This window comes from Rhizobium terricola, assembly GCF_012927355.1.
In the GTDB taxonomy this organism is placed as follows: Bacteria; Pseudomonadota; Alphaproteobacteria; order Rhizobiales; family Rhizobiaceae; genus Allorhizobium; species Allorhizobium terricola.
Window position 1 is genome coordinate 593,924 of record NZ_JABBGK010000001.1, and the last position, 14,870, is coordinate 608,793.

9 protein-coding genes are annotated in these 14,870 nt (G+C 64.1%); 5 read left to right on the forward strand and 4 right to left on the reverse strand.

All coding sequences use genetic code 11. The features are described 5' to 3' along the window. Window positions 1-102: 102 nt before the first annotated feature. Both carB and HHL25_RS02750 read right to left on the reverse strand, forming a co-directional pair. Window positions 103-3,585 (reverse strand): carbamoyl-phosphate synthase large subunit, encoded by a 3,483-nt coding sequence (gene carB, locus HHL25_RS02745; RefSeq protein ID WP_169587030.1) that lies wholly within the window; start codon window positions 3,583-3,585, stop codon window positions 103-105. A gap of 277 nt (window positions 3,586-3,862) precedes the next feature. Further along, window positions 3,863-6,211, reverse strand: a complete 2,349-nt coding sequence (locus HHL25_RS02750) for a methyl-accepting chemotaxis protein (protein WP_169587032.1) — start codon at window positions 6,209-6,211, stop codon at window positions 3,863-3,865. Between the two features lie 216 nt (window positions 6,212-6,427). Between HHL25_RS02750 and HHL25_RS02755 the strand changes: the two genes are divergently transcribed. The 3 genes from HHL25_RS02755 (at window position 6,428) to ypfJ (ending at window position 9,703) form a co-directional block, all read left to right on the forward strand. After that, window positions 6,428-7,915 (forward strand): amidase, encoded by a 1,488-nt coding sequence (locus tag HHL25_RS02755; RefSeq protein ID WP_169587034.1) that lies wholly within the window; start codon window positions 6,428-6,430, stop codon window positions 7,913-7,915. Between the two features lie 87 nt (window positions 7,916-8,002). After that, window positions 8,003-8,677: a glutathione S-transferase family protein gene (locus HHL25_RS02760; protein ID WP_169587036.1), complete on the forward strand. Its 675-nt coding sequence runs from the start codon at window positions 8,003-8,005 to the stop codon at window positions 8,675-8,677. 96 nt (window positions 8,678-8,773) lie between these two features. Further along, window positions 8,774-9,703 (forward strand): KPN_02809 family neutral zinc metallopeptidase, encoded by a 930-nt coding sequence (gene ypfJ / locus HHL25_RS02765; RefSeq protein WP_169587038.1) that lies wholly within the window; start codon window positions 8,774-8,776, stop codon window positions 9,701-9,703. Between the two features lie 78 nt (window positions 9,704-9,781). Here ypfJ and HHL25_RS02770 read toward each other — a convergent pair whose 3' ends face one another. Continuing rightward, window positions 9,782-10,774 (reverse strand): aldo/keto reductase, encoded by a 993-nt coding sequence (locus HHL25_RS02770; protein ID WP_169587040.1) that lies wholly within the window; start codon window positions 10,772-10,774, stop codon window positions 9,782-9,784. A 115-nt stretch (window positions 10,775-10,889) separates the two neighbouring features. Here HHL25_RS02770 and HHL25_RS02775 point away from each other — a divergent pair, with 115 nt between their 5' ends. Then, window positions 10,890-11,819: a LysR family transcriptional regulator gene (locus HHL25_RS02775; protein WP_169587042.1), complete on the forward strand. Its 930-nt coding sequence runs from the start codon at window positions 10,890-10,892 to the stop codon at window positions 11,817-11,819. A 128-nt stretch (window positions 11,820-11,947) separates the two neighbouring features. Then, the gene (locus HHL25_RS02780) at window positions 11,948-13,348 is read left to right on the forward strand and encodes an MATE family efflux transporter (RefSeq protein ID WP_169587044.1); all 1,401 of its coding nucleotides are present in this window, start codon (window positions 11,948-11,950) and stop codon (window positions 13,346-13,348) included. A 36-nt stretch (window positions 13,349-13,384) separates the two neighbouring features. On the opposite strand, the gene carA is transcribed toward HHL25_RS02780, so the two are convergent. Further along, window positions 13,385-14,590, reverse strand: a complete 1,206-nt coding sequence (gene carA, locus HHL25_RS02785; RefSeq protein WP_169587046.1) for a glutamine-hydrolyzing carbamoyl-phosphate synthase small subunit — start codon at window positions 14,588-14,590, stop codon at window positions 13,385-13,387. Window positions 14,591-14,870: the final 280 nt, after the last annotated feature.

Genomic DNA, 14,870 nt, shown 5'->3' on the forward strand with positions numbered 1-14,870 from the left:
TTCCGTGCGGTTTCGCCTGTGTCGCTGCAATCGTGGATAACAAAGAACCGGCCAACGAGCGCGTCATTGGCCGGTTCCGAATTCAGTCCGTCAAGCCGACGATCAGAAGTAGCTCTGCAGCGGCCGGACCTCGAGCTGGCCACTCTTCAGTGCCCGGATCGCTTCGGCAGCGGCAAGCGCACCGGCCATGGTCGTGTAGTAGGGCACCTTCTGCATCAGGGCTGCGCGGCGCAGCGATTTCGAATCCGAGATCGCCTTGTTGCCGTCGGTCGTGTTGACGACCAGCTGGACCTGACGGTTGCGGATCGCGTCCTCGATATGCGGGCGGCCTTCGAGCACCTTGTTGATCTTGATCGCGTCGATGCCCTGTTCGGCGAGGAAACGCTGGGTGCCGCCGGTCGCCATGACCTTGAAGCCGATCTCGGCAAGGATCTTGATCGCCGGCAGGACACGGACCTTGTCCTCGTCGCGGACGGAGACGAACACCGTTCCGCCGCGCGGCAGTTCGACGCCGGCGCCGAGCTGGCTCTTGGCGAAGGCGAGCGCGAAGTCGGTGTCGAGGCCGATGACCTCGCCGGTCGAGCGCATTTCCGGCCCGAGCAGGGTGTCGACGCCGGGGAAGCGGGCGAACGGGAAGACGGCTTCCTTGACGGCAATGTGCTTCAGGTTGCGCGGGTCCGGCTTGGCGCCATAGGCGGCAATCGCGGCGTCGAGCTTCTCGCCCGTCATGATGCGCGCGGCGATCTTGGCGATCGGCGCGCCGATCGTCTTGGCGACGAAGGGTACGGTACGCGAGGCACGCGGGTTGACTTCGAGCACGTAGATCGTGCCGTCCTTGATGGCATACTGCACGTTCATCAGGCCGCCGACGTTCAGTGCCTTGGCCATGGCCTTGGTCTGGCGCTCCAGTTCGTCCAGCAGCTCCGGCGAGAACGAGCGGGAGGGCAGCGAGCAGGCCGAGTCGCCCGAGTGAATGCCGGCTTCCTCGATGTGTTCCATGATGCCGGAAACGAAGACGTTCTCGCCGTCGCAGAGCGCGTCGACGTCGACTTCCACGGCGTTGGTCAGGTAGCTGTCGAACAGAAGCGGGTTCTTGCCCAGCAGCGTGTTGATCTGGCCGGTCTTGTCGTTCGGGTAGCGCTGCTTGATGTCTTCCGGGACGAGGCCCGGAACGGTGTCGAGCAGGTAGGACTGCAGCATGCTCTCATTGTGGATGATCTGCATGGCGCGGCCGCCGAGCACGTAGGACGGGCGAACGACCAACGGGAAGCCGATCTCGGTGGCGACGAGGCGGGCCTGCTCGACCGAATAGGCGATGCCGTTGTTCGGCTGGGTGAGGTCGAGCTTCATCAGGAGCTTCTGGAAGCGGTCGCGGTCTTCGGCAAGGTCGATCATGTCCGGTGCTGTGCCGAGGATCGGGATGCCGTTCTTTTCGAGCGCCTCGGCGAGCTTCAGCGGGGTCTGGCCGCCGAACTGGACGATGACGCCGACCAGTTCGCCCTTTTCCTGCTCTGCGCGCATGATCTCGATCACGTCCTCGGCCGTCAGCGGCTCGAAATAGAGGCGATCGGAAGTGTCGTAGTCGGTCGAGACGGTTTCCGGGTTGCAGTTGATCATGATGGCTTCGAAGCCGGCATCCTTCAGCGCGAAGGCGGCGTGGCAGCAGCAGTAGTCGAACTCGATGCCCTGGCCGATGCGGTTCGGGCCGCCGCCGAGGATGACGACCTTCTTGCGGTCGGAAACTTGCGCTTCCGAGCGTGCGGCGCCGACGAAGGGCGTCTCATAGGTCGAATACATGTAGGCGGTCGGCGAGGCGAACTCGGCGGCGCAGGTGTCGATGCGCTTGAAGACCGGGCGGACCTGGAGGCTGTTGCGCAGCTCGGCGACTTCCTTCGGGCGCTTGCCGGTGATGGAGGCGAGGCGCGCGTCGGAGAAGCCCATGGCTTTCAGCATGCGCAGGTTCTCGGCATCGGCCGGCAGACCGTGCTCGCGGACGCGGGCTTCCATGTCGGTGATCGCCTTGAACTGGGCGATGAACCACGGGTCGATCTTGCAGCCTTCGTGCACTTCCTCGGGCGACATGCCGAGGCGCAGCGCCTGGGCAACCATGCGCAGGCGATCCGGGGTCGGCGTGCCGATCGCGGCGCGGATGGCGTTCTTGTCGTCGCCCTGGCCAAGGCCGGGGATCTCAATCTCGTCGAGGCCGGTGAGGCCGGTCTCGAGGCCGCGCAGCGCCTTCTGCAGCGATTCGGCGAAGGTGCGGCCGATCGCCATGACTTCACCGACCGACTTCATCGCGGTGGTCAGCGTCGGCTCGGCGCCCGGGAATTTCTCGAAGGCGAAACGCGGGATCTTGGTGACCACGTAGTCGATCGACGGTTCGAACGAGGCGGGCGTCGCGCCGCCGGTGATGTCGTTTTCCAGTTCGTCGAGCGTGTAGCCGATGGCGAGCTTGGCGGCGACCTTGGCGATCGGGAAGCCGGTCGCCTTGGATGCCAGCGCCGACGAGCGCGAGACGCGCGGGTTCATTTCGATGACGACGAGACGACCATCCTTCGGGTTGACGGCGAACTGCACGTTCGAGCCACCGGTTTCCACCCCGATCTCGCGCAGCACCGCGATCGAGGCGTTGCGCATCATCTGGTATTCCTTGTCGGTGAGCGTCAGTGCCGGGGCGACGGTGATACTATCGCCGGTGTGCACGCCCATCGGATCGATGTTCTCGATCGAGCAGATGATGATGCAGTTGTCCGCCTTGTCGCGGACGACTTCCATTTCATATTCCTTCCAGCCGAGCACCGATTCCTCGATCAGCACTTCGGTGGTCGGGGAAGCGTCGAGACCGGAGCCGATGATCTCGAAGAACTCGGAGCGGTTGTAGGCGATGCCGCCGCCGGTACCGCCCATGGTGAAGGACGGACGGATGATGGCCGGCAGGCCGACGACGTCGAGCGCCTGGGCGGCAATCGCCATGGCATGGCTCATATAGCGCTGCTTGCGGTCGCTCTCGCCGAGGTTCCACTGGTTTTCCAGCGTGTCCAGCGCCTTGTCGAGATCGGCGCCCGAGAGCCTTGCCTTGAGTTCGGCGCGGGCGGCCTCGTGGGTCTTGCGGTCGGCTTCCTTGATGTCGGTGGCGTTGGCGAGCATCGACTTCGGCGTCTCGAGGCCGATCTTGGCCATGGCCTCGCGGAAGAGGGCGCGATCCTCGGCCTTGTCGATGGCGGCGGGCTTTGCGCCGATCATCTCGACATTGTAACGGTCGAGCACGCCCATGCGTTTCAGGGAAAGGGCCGTGTTGAGCGCCGTCTGGCCACCCATGGTCGGGAGCAACGCGTCCGGGCGTTCCTTGGCGATGATCTTGGCGACGACTTCCGGGGTGATCGGCTCGACATAGGTCGCGTCGGCAAGGCCCGGATCGGTCATAATGGTCGCCGGGTTGGAGTTGACCAGGATGACCCGGTAGCCTTCTTCCTTCAGCGCCTTGCATGCCTGGGTGCCGGAATAGTCGAACTCGCATGCCTGGCCGATGACGATCGGCCCAGCGCCGATGATGAGGATGGACTTGATATCTTGGCGCTTCGGCATGGTTCTATCCGTTCTTCGGCCTGCGCGAAAAGCCGGCTCGGGGCTTGTAGCTCCGGTCGGGGCGCAGGTTATGGCGTAATTTCAGGCTAGAAGCGGCTTATAGGGAAATCTTCTGCGGAGCGGAACCCCATAAATGAGCGCTTCGCAGGAAAGTTGGGGAGCATGTGAGCGAAGTCACGAACGCCGTTGCGCGAGGGGCTTCCGATTCCACCGGAAACAAGAAATGGCGGACACGAGGCCCGCCATTCCAATGTATGACGCGGAGCGTCGGTTCCGATCAGAACTCTTCCCAATCGCTGGTCGCAGGGGCCGGCTTCGCGCCGATCGCCGCCGCAAGGCGGGTGCCGAGTGCACGGGCAGGCGAGGCGACAGGAGCTGCCTTGGCCACCACCGCCACTGCCGGGCGAGACGGAGCCGATGCGACCGCCGAGAGTGTGGGGCGCGCGGCGGCGGCATGGCCGTGGCCGAGGTTGAACTGGGCGAGGCGGGCCGACAGCGCGGAGACTTCCGACACCAGGGTGTGCGAGGCGGCATTTGTCTCCTCGACCATCGCGGCGTTCTTCTGGGTTCCCTGGTCCATGACGTTGACCGCGGAGTTGATCTCGCTGAGGCCCGTCGACTGATCGCGGGCGGCCAGCACGATCGCCTGCACGTTGGTGTTGATCAGCTTTACCTCCGCGACGATCGACTGCAGGGCGTCGCCGGTCTGGCCGACAAGCTGGACGCCGTGCTTGACCTGGTCCCCTGAGGCGGTGATCAGGGCCTTGATCTCCTTCGCCGCATTGGCAGAGCGCTGGGCAAGCTCACGGACCTCCTGGGCGACGACGGCAAAGCCCTTGCCGGCTTCACCGGCACGGGCAGCCTCGACCCCGGCGTTGAGAGCCAGCAGGTTGGTCTGGAAGGCGATCTCGTCGATGACGCCGATGATGTTGGAGATCGATTGCGACGACTGTTCGATGGCGCTCATCGCGTCGACCGCGGTGCGGACGACCTCGCCCGAGCGCTCGGCGCCTTCCTTCGTTCGGCTGACCTGCACCCCGGCTTCCTCGGCGCGCTGGGTCGATTCCTTGACGGAACGGGTGATCTCCGCAAGGGCAGCCGCGGTTTCCTCGACGGATGCCGCCTGCTGCTCGGTCCGGCGCGCCAGGTCGTCGGCGGCGGAGCGGATCTCGTTCGAGCCGTTCTCGATGGTCGAAGCGTTCTCGCGGAAGGAGAGCATTGCGGCCTGGAGCTTCTCGATCGATTCGTTGAAGTTCGAACGGATCGAGTCGAGTGCAGCGCTGAACGGGCGCTCGAGGCGAACCGTCATGTCGCCGTCGGAGAGGCGCGCGAGACCGGCGCCCAGTTCGGAGACCACGAAGCGGATTTCCTCCTCGCGGGCGGCGTGGCCCTTGGAACGCTCGGTCCGTTCGTGCTCTTCGTGTACGCGATGGGCTTCGGCTTCATGCTCGAGCTCGACCTTGCGGCGGTTGCTTTCGAGAAGCACCTGAAGCGAACGGGAGAGATCGCCGAGTTCGTCGGTCTTCTCGCGATCCGTCAGTTCGACGTCGAGACTGCCGTTGGCAATCTGTGTCGTCTGGCCGATGACCCGGCTGATACGGCCGATGAAGCGGCGGGCGAGCAGCCAGCCGGCGAGCACCAGCAGAAGCGTGGCAAAGCCGATGACCACGGCCGAGTTCCACACGACCTGGCTGACGGCGGCGAAGACGGTGGCGCGCGGTACGGAGACCACGACATTCCAGACGGCGCCTTCGAAGGGTTCGATCGGGATCGCGACGGCAAGGTTTTCCTCGCCGTTCGGCTCGATGATCGTCTGCGCGGTGCCGGGCGCCTTCAGCGCGGCCTCCCAGGCGCTCGCGTCGACACCGCTGTCCTTCAGAGCCTTGCCCATGACGGCCTTGTCGGGATGGCTGACAAAGGCATTGGCCGACGACAGGAGGGCGATGTATCCGGTGCCGAGGGGATGTTTGGCGGCGAGGTCGGCGGCGGACTTGTCGAGGTCGATATCGGCGCCGACATAGGCGACGGTCTTGTCGCCTTCCTTCACCGGCACCGAAAGGGTGGTCATCAGCACGTCCTTGCCGTTGACCGGATAGACATAGGGTTCCATCAGGACCGGTTTGCCGGTCTTGACGGGGATCTGATAGTAATCGCCGGCCCCGGGCTTGTCGTAGTCGACGAGGACCTCGTTCTTGATCTCGTCACCTGCGCGGAAAGAATAAGGAACGAAGCGGCCTGTTCCGTCATGGGTCGGCTTGCCCACGTATTCGGCGTCCTTGCCGTCAAAAGTATTCGGTTCCCAGCCGGTCGAAAGGCCAATCGCACTGGGGTAACCCGCAAGCGTGGTGTTCATCAGGGCGATGACGTTTTCGCGCGTCGCCGAGCCCGACTGGCGGAGCGACACGATCGACATCTTCACGCCCTCGACCATCTGATGGCCGTCGCCGAGGCTGGCTTCGATCTCTGCCGCCGCCTCCGTGGCTGCCGCGCGCATCTCGTTGAGGCTGGCGGTGCGAATGTTCTCATAGGAAATCGTGGCCAGCGTTGCTGCCACGCCGATCGTGGTCACGACGCCAAGCGCAACCGTCGAAAAGATATTGCGGCCGGTGGCCGATTTGAAAAGCATGTGTCCTCCTCCCGGGAAACGCCCGCATCCGCCGAATGCGGACGCGACCACGCAGCGGCGGCGTGGTATGCAATACGCGGGAATCTTATCCTTTGGGTGGTTAAGCAGGTGTTTAAATGCGGTGTTCCAATGTGCCGCGAGACAGTATTACTTCGCGTTTTGGCGAGATGTGCGCCGTGATGATTGAATATTCAAATCCCTGGACAAGGAATTGCGATGTATTCTTCCTATTTTGAGCAGGATGGACTTGGACTGGCCGACTTTGTGCGCCGTGGCGAAGTCAGTGCAGCCGAACTGGTGGAAACGGCCATCGCCGCAATCGAAAGGCTCAACCCGCAACTCAACGCCGTGATCCGGCCGATGTTCGACGACGCGCGGCGCGCCGCTGCGGAACCGCTCGGGGAGGGGCCGTTTGCCGGCGTGCCTTTTCTGCTCAAGGACCTGCTGTCCCAGGTCGACGGTGTTCCGACGTCGCAGGGCAACCGGCTGTGGGCCAATATCCCGGCCAAGGGCGACAGCGAACTGGTGAAGCGCTGGAAGCGGGCCGGGCTCATCGTCGTTGGCAAGACCAATACGCCGGAATTCGGTCTGACGCCCTATACGGAACCGGATGCGTTCGGCCCGACCCGCAATCCGTGGGACCTGAGCCTGACACCGGGCGGATCGTCCGGTGGCTCGGCGGCCGCGGTCGCCTCCGGCATGGTGCCGCTCGCCTCTGGAGGAGACGGCGGGGGCTCGATCCGCATTCCCGCCTCGGCCTGCGGCCTGTTCGGCATGAAGCCGACGCGTGGCCGCACTCCGGTCGGGCCGTTCATCGGCGAGGCGTGGTCCGGATTCGCCGGCGAGCATGTGCTGACCCGCTCCGTTCGCGATTCCGCGGCCATCCTCGATGCGACCCATGGCCCGGATATCGGCAATCCGCATCCGCTGCCGGTCTTCTCCGGATCCTGGCTCGAAGCGTCCGGGCGGGCTCCGCGCCGGTTGAGGATTGCCGTTTCCTGTGAGCCCATGCTCGGCAAGACCGTCGCGCCCGAGGTACGGCAGGCCTTTGCCGACAGCGTCCGACTGCTCACCGACCTCGGCCATGAGGTGGTCGAGGCGGCACCTGCCGTCGAGCGCGAGAGGTTCGCTCTTGCCTTCCTGACAGTTCTGGCCGCCGAATTGCGGGCCGACATCGACTATACGGCGCAGGTCACCGGCCACAAGGTGCGGCCGGAGGACTTCGATGCCTCGTCCTTCGGTCTCGGACTGTTGGGTCAGGCCTTCTCGGCGGCCGAACTCGCCGCCGCGCTTCGTTACCTGAAGCTCTCGGCCCGTGCGATCCTCGGCTTCTTCGAGGCGCATGACGTGCTGATGACCCCGGTGCTCTCCAGCCTGCCCGTGAAGATCGGGGCCCTTCAGCCGAAGCCGATTGAAAAGACGTTGATCCGCTTCATGGGGCGTATCCGCGGTGGCTCGCTCCTGAAGAAACTCGGCATCGCCGACCAGCTCGCGGCGCAAACCTTCGAGTTCATCCCGTGGACGCCAGTCTTCAACGTCACCGGGCAGCCGGCGATGTCGGTGCCGCTCGGCTGGTCGCCGGAGGGGCTGCCGATCGGCATGCATTTCGTCGGGCGGTTTGCCGACGAGGAGATCCTGTTCAACCTCGCGGGGGAACTGGAGCAGGCAAGGCCGTGGAGGCAGAAACGTCCCGTTATTTCCTGAGGCGGTGAACCTGAAGCAGGCGTCATGCGTATCGGCAAGCGGCTCGCCAATCGGACGGGTCGTTCCTTGCCAATCCGGATTTGCCGCATGATCGTCGTTCATTATCTCGAAAATTCCCGCGCCCATCGCATCCTTTGGCTTCTGGAGGAGCTCGGCCTTTCCTACGAGGTGGTGGAATACCGCCGGGGAGCGGACATGCGCGCCCCAAAAAGCCTCAAGGCGATCCATCCGCTCGGCAAGTCACCGGTTATCGTCGACGATGACACGGTGATCGCCGAGAGTGGCGCGATCATCGAATATCTTCTCGATACCTATGGCGGGGACTTCCTGCGGCCGGAGGCCGGCACCGAGGCACGGCGGAGATATACATACTTCCTTCACTACGCAGAAGGATCGGCCATGCCCCTGCTGGTGATGAAGGTGGTGTTTTCCAAGCTGCCCGGCCAGGTGCCGTTTCTCATCAGGCCTTTCGCGAGCCTCATTTCTGCTGCTGCGGCAAAACGCTTCATCGACCCACAGCTCAAGGATCATGTGGCATTGTGGGAGACGACGCTTGCCTCCGGCGGGTATTTTGCCGGGCCGGCATTTTCCGCCGCTGACATCGCCATGAGCTTTCCCGTCGAGGCGGCACTGTCGGGAGCGCAGGCGGGGGAAGCCGGCTCTGATGCCGGGATCCGGCGCTTTCTGAACGCCATTCGCGCCCGGCCCGCCTATCAGCGTGCCCTTGCCCGGGGCGGTGCCTACAGTTACGCATCGAGTTGACGGCCTTCAGCCTTTCCTTATTTGCGTGGCCGACGGGAACGCTTTGCCTTATAAGGTGTTGACGGGCGAACATACGCGACGGAGAGGAAGTGCATCATGGAATGGAAGGGTCGGCGTCAGTCGGACAACATCGAGGACCGTCGCGGGACATCGGCAGGGCCGGGCGGCATGGGCCGCAACCCGTTCGGACGTTCCGGCATCCAGATCCCGATGGGCAGCGGTCGTCGTGGCGGCGGGCTGAGCATCGGGACGATCATCTTTCTCGTCGTCGTCTACTTCGTGCTGAAGATGATGGGCATCGACATGCTCCAGCTGCTCGGCGAAGGCCAGATGCAGCAGCAGTCGGGCTACGAGCAATCGACAGGCACGCGCCCGTCGTCGCCCGCTGCCGACGAGATGACCGCCTTCGTGCGGACCGTGCTCGCCGAGACGGAGGACACCTGGAACGGCATCTTCCAGGCGGAAGGCGAGACCTACGAGGAGCCGACGCTCGTGCTCTTCTCCGGTCAGGTCAGTTCCGCCTGCGGCATGGCGAGTTCGGCGAGCGGACCGTTCTATTGCCCGGGTGACCGCAAGGTCTATCTCGACACCGACTTCTTCCAGCAGCTGGACCAGCAGTTCGGAGCGTCGGGCGATTTCGCCGAAGCCTATGTGATCGCGCACGAGGTCGGCCACCACGTTCAGAACCTGACCGGCGTGCTGCCCAAGTTCAACCAGATGCGCCAGTCGATGAGCGAGGCCGAGGCCAACCAGATGTCGGTTCGCGTCGAGCTGCAGGCCGACTGCTTTGCCGGCATCTGGGGCAAGTACACCGAGCAGAAGGGGCTTCTGGAAGCCGGCGACCTAGAAGAAGCGCTGAACGCAGCGCACCAGATCGGCGACGACACGCTGCAGAAGCGCAGTCAGGGCTATGTGGTGCCCGACAGCTTCAACCACGGTACGTCGGCGCAGCGCGCCAAGTGGTTCAAGCGTGGCTTCGACAGTGGAAAGTTCTCATCCTGCGATACTTTTTCCGGGGCAATCTGAGCGGCCCGGCCCTCTGGGTTCATCCTCGGTAGAATTGGAAAGGCCCGGGCAATGCGCCGGGCCTTTTGCGTATCCGCGTCACTTTTCACTGTCGAGGTGGGCCATCTGGGCCTCGGCGTAACGCGTACCGGCCGCCGCTCCCTTTGGCACTGCCGCCTCGATCTCGGCGAGGTCTTCGGCGGAGAGCTTGGCTTCCATGGCTTTAAGCGATTCCGCCAGCCGGTCGCGGCGGCGTGCACCGATCACCGGTACGATATCCTCGCCCTGGGCCGCGACCCAGGCGATCGCAGCTTGTGCCGTCGTCAAGCCTCTGGCGCTTGCGACCCTGCCGAGGGCGGCTGCAAGGGCAAGGTTGCGGGCCTCGTTGTCTCCCTGGAAGCGGGGCGCATGGCCGCGGAAGTCGCCGGCGCCGGCCTTGCCGCTCTGCCAGTGGCCGGAGATGAGGCCACGGGAGAGGACGCCATAGGCGGTGATGCCGATGCCGAGTTCGCGGGTGACGGGCAGGATCTTTTCCTCGATCCCGCGCGAAACGAGGGAATATTCGATCTGCAGATCGACGATCGGGTGGACCGCCGCGGCCCGGCGAATCGTCTCCGGCCCGACTTCGGACAGCCCGATATGGCGGACATAGCCGGCCTTCACCATGTCGACGATCGCGCCGATCGTCTCCTCGATGGGCACGTTGGGATCAAGGCGGGCGGGCCGGTAGATGTCGATGTAATCGGTGCCAAGCCGCTGCAGCGAATAGGCAAGCGCCGTCTTCACGGCGGCGGGCCGGGCATCGAAGCCGATCCAGCCGGCCGAGGGGTCGCGCTGGGCGCCGAACTTCACGCTCAGCTGGACGTCTTCGCGGCGGCGTCCTTTCAGGGCTTCGGCGATCAGCATTTCATTATGTCCCATGCCGTAGAAATCGCCGGTGTCGAGCAGCGTCACGCCCGCGTCGAGCGCTGCGTGGATCGTGGCGATACCCTCCGCGCGGTCGCTCTCGCCGTACATGCCGGACATGCCCATGCAGCCGAGGCCGAAACGGGAAACGGAGGGGCCGGTCTTTCCGAGCTTCACAGTCTGCATTGTCGTCTCCTTTCAGACATTGCGGCGAGCCACTCGCCTCGGGGGACTATCTAGGACGTCAGCGTTTGTGCGATAATCCGCCTTAAACGAAACGAGCTGTTTGGATTTTCGAACAATGTCGACCTTGCCACTTTCCGACCTCGACGCCTTTGCGACGATTGCGCGGCTGCGCAGCTTTCGTGCCGCCGGGAAACTGCGTGGGGTTTCCGCCTCCTCGCTCAGTGAGGCGATGCGCCGTCTCGAGACCCATCTCGGCGTCCGTCTGTTCAACCGCACGACCCGGAGCGTCACGCTGACCGATGCCGGTGAACGGCTCCTCGAACGGTTGCGGCCGAGCCTTGCTGAGATCGAGACGGCGATCGACGCGATCAACAATCTGCGCGACCGGCCGGTCGGGCGGTTGCGCCTCAACGTTCCGGGCATCGTCGCCCGCTGCATCCTGCCCGATATCGCGGGCCGGTTCCTGGCCGCCTATCCGGAAATCACCATGGAGGTGTCGGTGAACGATGCCTTCGTCGATGTGCTCGCCGAGGGACACGATGCCGGCGTGCGCTACGAGGAGGCGTTGCATCAGGACATGATCGCCATCCCGATCGGGCCGCGGCGCCAGCGTTATGTCGGCGCGGCGGCGCCGTCCTATGTTGCGCGGAAGGGTGTTCCCGCCCATCCGCGCGATCTGATGGACCATGACGCCGTGCTGCATCGTTTCTCGAGCGGCCGTGTCCTCACCTGGAGCTTCGAGCGTGATGGCGAGACCGTCACAGTTCATCCGACGCCGCGTCTCGTGGCGGAATCCATCGATCTGGAGCTTGCCGCCGCCCGCAGCGGGCTCGGCATCATCTTCACATTCGAGGACTTCCTGAAGGACGATCTCGACCGCGGCACTCTGGTGCCGGTGCTTGCCGACTGGACCCAGGAGTTTTCGGGGCCATTTCTCTATTATCCGAGCCGCCGGTTGATGCCGGCACCGCTCAGGGCCTTCGTGGATTTTGTCCGGCAGGACCGGTCCGGGGAAGATAAAACGCGTGCGCATCAATTAATGTGAAGCTTTGACGATATTTATTTCTTGATGCTGATCCCGCCTTGCGACCACCGGACGATTCTCCTATGCAGGGTTGCACGCCGCTTGCCAGTCTTCCCTGGAAGCGGCTTTTTTCGTCTCGGATAGTCGTCATGTCTACTTATGCATCTCACGATCGGGCAGGGCAGGTGGCCGCAAGCTGGGCTTCGCATATCCGCGCCACGCTCGCGCTCGGGATTCCGCTGATCGGCGCCCAGCTCGCACAGCTGGGCATCCACACGACGGATGTGGTGATCGTCGGGCAGCTCGGCGCGCAGGCGCTCGCAGCCATGGTGCTGGCCGGCCAGTTCTTCTTCACCATCTTCATCTTCGGATCGGGTTTTTCGATCGCCGTGGTGCCGATGGTCGCGCAGGCCTACGGCCGTCAGGATGCGGTGTCGGTGCGCCGCTCTATCCGCATGGGGATCTGGGTCTCGATCGCCTATACGCTGCTGACGGCGCCGCTGTTCTACAATGCCGAGACGATCCTGCTGGCTCTCGGCCAGAAGCCGGAAGTGGCAAGGCTCGCGGCAAACTATGTGCAGATCGTCCAGTTCGGCCTGTTGCCCGCGCTGCTCTTTGCGGTGCTGCGCGCTCTGGTCAGCGCGACCGGTCGCGCCGGGATCATTCTCTATGTAACGCTGGTCGTACTGGTGATGAACGGCGTGCTGGCCTATGCGTTGGTTCTCGGTCACTTCGGGTTTCCGGCGCTCGGCATGACCGGTGCCGCGATCGTCGCCGTGATGGTTCAATGGGCGAGCTTCCTGTTCATGGTGGCCTATATCCAGACGCGGGAGGAGACGCGCCGGTACGAGCTGTTCGTGCGTTTCTGGCGGCCGGACTGGCACGCGTTGTGGGAGGTCGTGCATCTCGGCTTGCCGATCGGAATCACGGTTCTCGCCGAGGTGAGCCTGTTTGCGGCGGCATCCCTGCTGATGGGCAAGATCGGCACGATCGAGCTTGCCGCCCACGGGATCGCGTTGCAACTCGCCTCGATCGCCTTCATGTTTCCGCTCGGGCTTTCACAGGCCGCGACGGTCCGGATCGGCCTGGCCCATGGCCGCGGTCATTACGCGGATCTGATGCGCGCGGCGATCTCGGTGCTTGCGATCGCCAGCCTGATCGCGATGACCGGCGGGCTGCTCTTCTATTTCATGCCGATCACGCTGAGCAGCGCCTTCATCAACCCCCACACACCGGATGCCGAGGCGGTGCTCGCCTTCGCCGGTCCGCTGGTGGTCATCGCCGGCATCTTCCAACTGGTCGACGGCCTGCAGGCGATTGCCTCGGGCCTGCTGCGCGGGCTCAAGGATGCACGCATTCCGATGGTTCTGGCGCTGATCGCCTATTGGCCGATCGGCTTCCTGCTGGCCTGGCTGCTCGCCTTTCCGCTCGGTTTCGGCGGTATCGGCATCTGGCTCGGTTTCCTCATCGGACTGATTGCCGCAGCGGCCATGCTGTGCCTGCGGTTCTTCCATCGGATCCGCTTCGAAATGCGAACGGCCCGGGTTTGACCGGGCCGTTCTTAAAGTCCTGAAGTACGAGTCGGATCAGCGCTCTGCCAGCGCCGGCTCACCCTTGTTCTCGCGCACCATGTTGATGAAGCGGCGGAAGAGATAGTGGCTGTCCTGCGGGCCGGGCGAGGCTTCCGGGTGGTGCTGGACCGAGAAGACCGGCTTGCCGGCGAGGCGCAGACCGCAATTGGTGCCGTCGAACAGCGAAATGTGAGTCTCCTCAACACCTTCCGGCAGCGACTTCGAGGCGACCGCGAAGCCGTGGTTCATGGAGACGATCTCGACCTTGCCGGTGGTGAAGTCCTTGACCGGGTGGTTGGCGCCGTGGTGGCCCTGATGCATCTTCTCCGTCGTCGCGCCGAGCGCGAGACCGAGCATCTGATGGCCGAGGCAGATGCCGAACAGCGGCTTGTCCGACTTGATCAGGTCCTTGATCACCGGAACGGCATATTCACCGGTTGCGGCCGGATCGCCAGGGCCGTTCGACAGGAAAATGCCATCCGGCGAAAGCGCCAGGATGTCCTCGGCACTGGTGCTGGCCGGAACCACCGTCACCTTGCAGTCGAGGCCGGCAAACAGGCGCAGGATGTTGCGCTTCACGCCGAAATCGACGCAGACGACATGGTACTTCGCGTCGGCCGGGCCGAGCGTCGAATAGCCTTCGTTCCAGACCCACGGCTTTTCGTCCCACAGGGACGACTGGCCGGAGGAGGCGACCTTGGCGAGGTCGAGGCCGACGAGGCCGCTCCAGGCCTTGGCTTCTGCCTTCAGCTGATCGACGTCGAAGACGCCGTTCGGGTCGTGGGCGATGACGGCGTTCGGCGCGCCATGCTCGCGGATCCAGGCGGTGAGCGCGCGGGTGTCGATGCCGCAGAGGCCGATGATGCCGCGTGCCTTCAGCCACGCGTCGAGATGCTTCACGGCGCGATAGTTCGACGGGTCGGTGATGTCCGCCTTGAAGATCACGCCGACCGCGCCGTGGCGGGCCGCAGGCGTCAGGTCTTCGATGTCTTCCTCGTTGGTGCCGACATTGCCGATATGCGGGAAGGTGAAGGTGACGATCTGGCCGAGATAGGAGGGGTCGGTGAGGATTTCCTCGTAGCCGGTCAGTGCGGTGTTGAAGCAGACCTCCGCCTGAACCTTGCCGGTCGCGCCGATGCCGTGGCCTTCGATTACCGTGCCGTCGGCGAGAACGAGGAGGGCGGTCGGCTTGCGGGTGGTCCAGGGGGCTGTCGCGGTCATGTTCGTTCCTTCTTTGGCCGTAAGCCGCCGAGCCCTTGAAGGATCGGGGCCGTAGGGCCATTTATGTCGCAGTTCGAGGCCGCGCGAGGTTGCGCGCTTTTCCCCTGATGACAATTTTCGTGCAGGTGCCGGAAAATAGACGGATCGATCTCGCAGGTCAATTCGCCACTGTGGAAAGCGCGGAATTTAGCTCCATGTATTTCAATGGGTTGCCTAATTGATTTGCGCGGAACTCAGGAGCTCGTTATTAGTTCGCCCGAAATGACAAGGAAAAGCCACA

Bases quoted from the DNA above. Each gene is read 5' to 3' on its own strand.
- carB (WP_169587030.1), bottom strand. From the start codon at position 3,585: ATGCCGAAGCGCCAAGATATCAAGTCCATCCTCATCATCGGCGCTGGG.
- HHL25_RS02750 (WP_169587032.1), bottom strand. From the start codon at position 6,211: ATGCTTTTCAAATCGGCCACCGGCCGCAATATCTTTTCGACGGTTGCG.
- carA (WP_169587046.1), bottom strand. From the start codon at position 14,590: ATGACCGCGACAGCCCCCTGGACCACCCGCAAGCCGACCGCCCTCCTC.
- HHL25_RS02780 (WP_169587044.1), top strand. From the start codon at position 11,948: ATGTCTACTTATGCATCTCACGATCGGGCAGGGCAGGTGGCCGCAAGC.
- HHL25_RS02760 (WP_169587036.1), top strand. From the start codon at position 8,003: ATGATCGTCGTTCATTATCTCGAAAATTCCCGCGCCCATCGCATCCTT.
- ypfJ (WP_169587038.1), top strand. From the start codon at position 8,774: ATGGAATGGAAGGGTCGGCGTCAGTCGGACAACATCGAGGACCGTCGC.
- HHL25_RS02755 (WP_169587034.1), top strand. From the start codon at position 6,428: ATGTATTCTTCCTATTTTGAGCAGGATGGACTTGGACTGGCCGACTTT.
- HHL25_RS02775 (WP_169587042.1), top strand. From the start codon at position 10,890: ATGTCGACCTTGCCACTTTCCGACCTCGACGCCTTTGCGACGATTGCG.
- HHL25_RS02770 (WP_169587040.1), bottom strand. From the start codon at position 10,774: ATGCAGACTGTGAAGCTCGGAAAGACCGGCCCCTCCGTTTCCCGTTTC.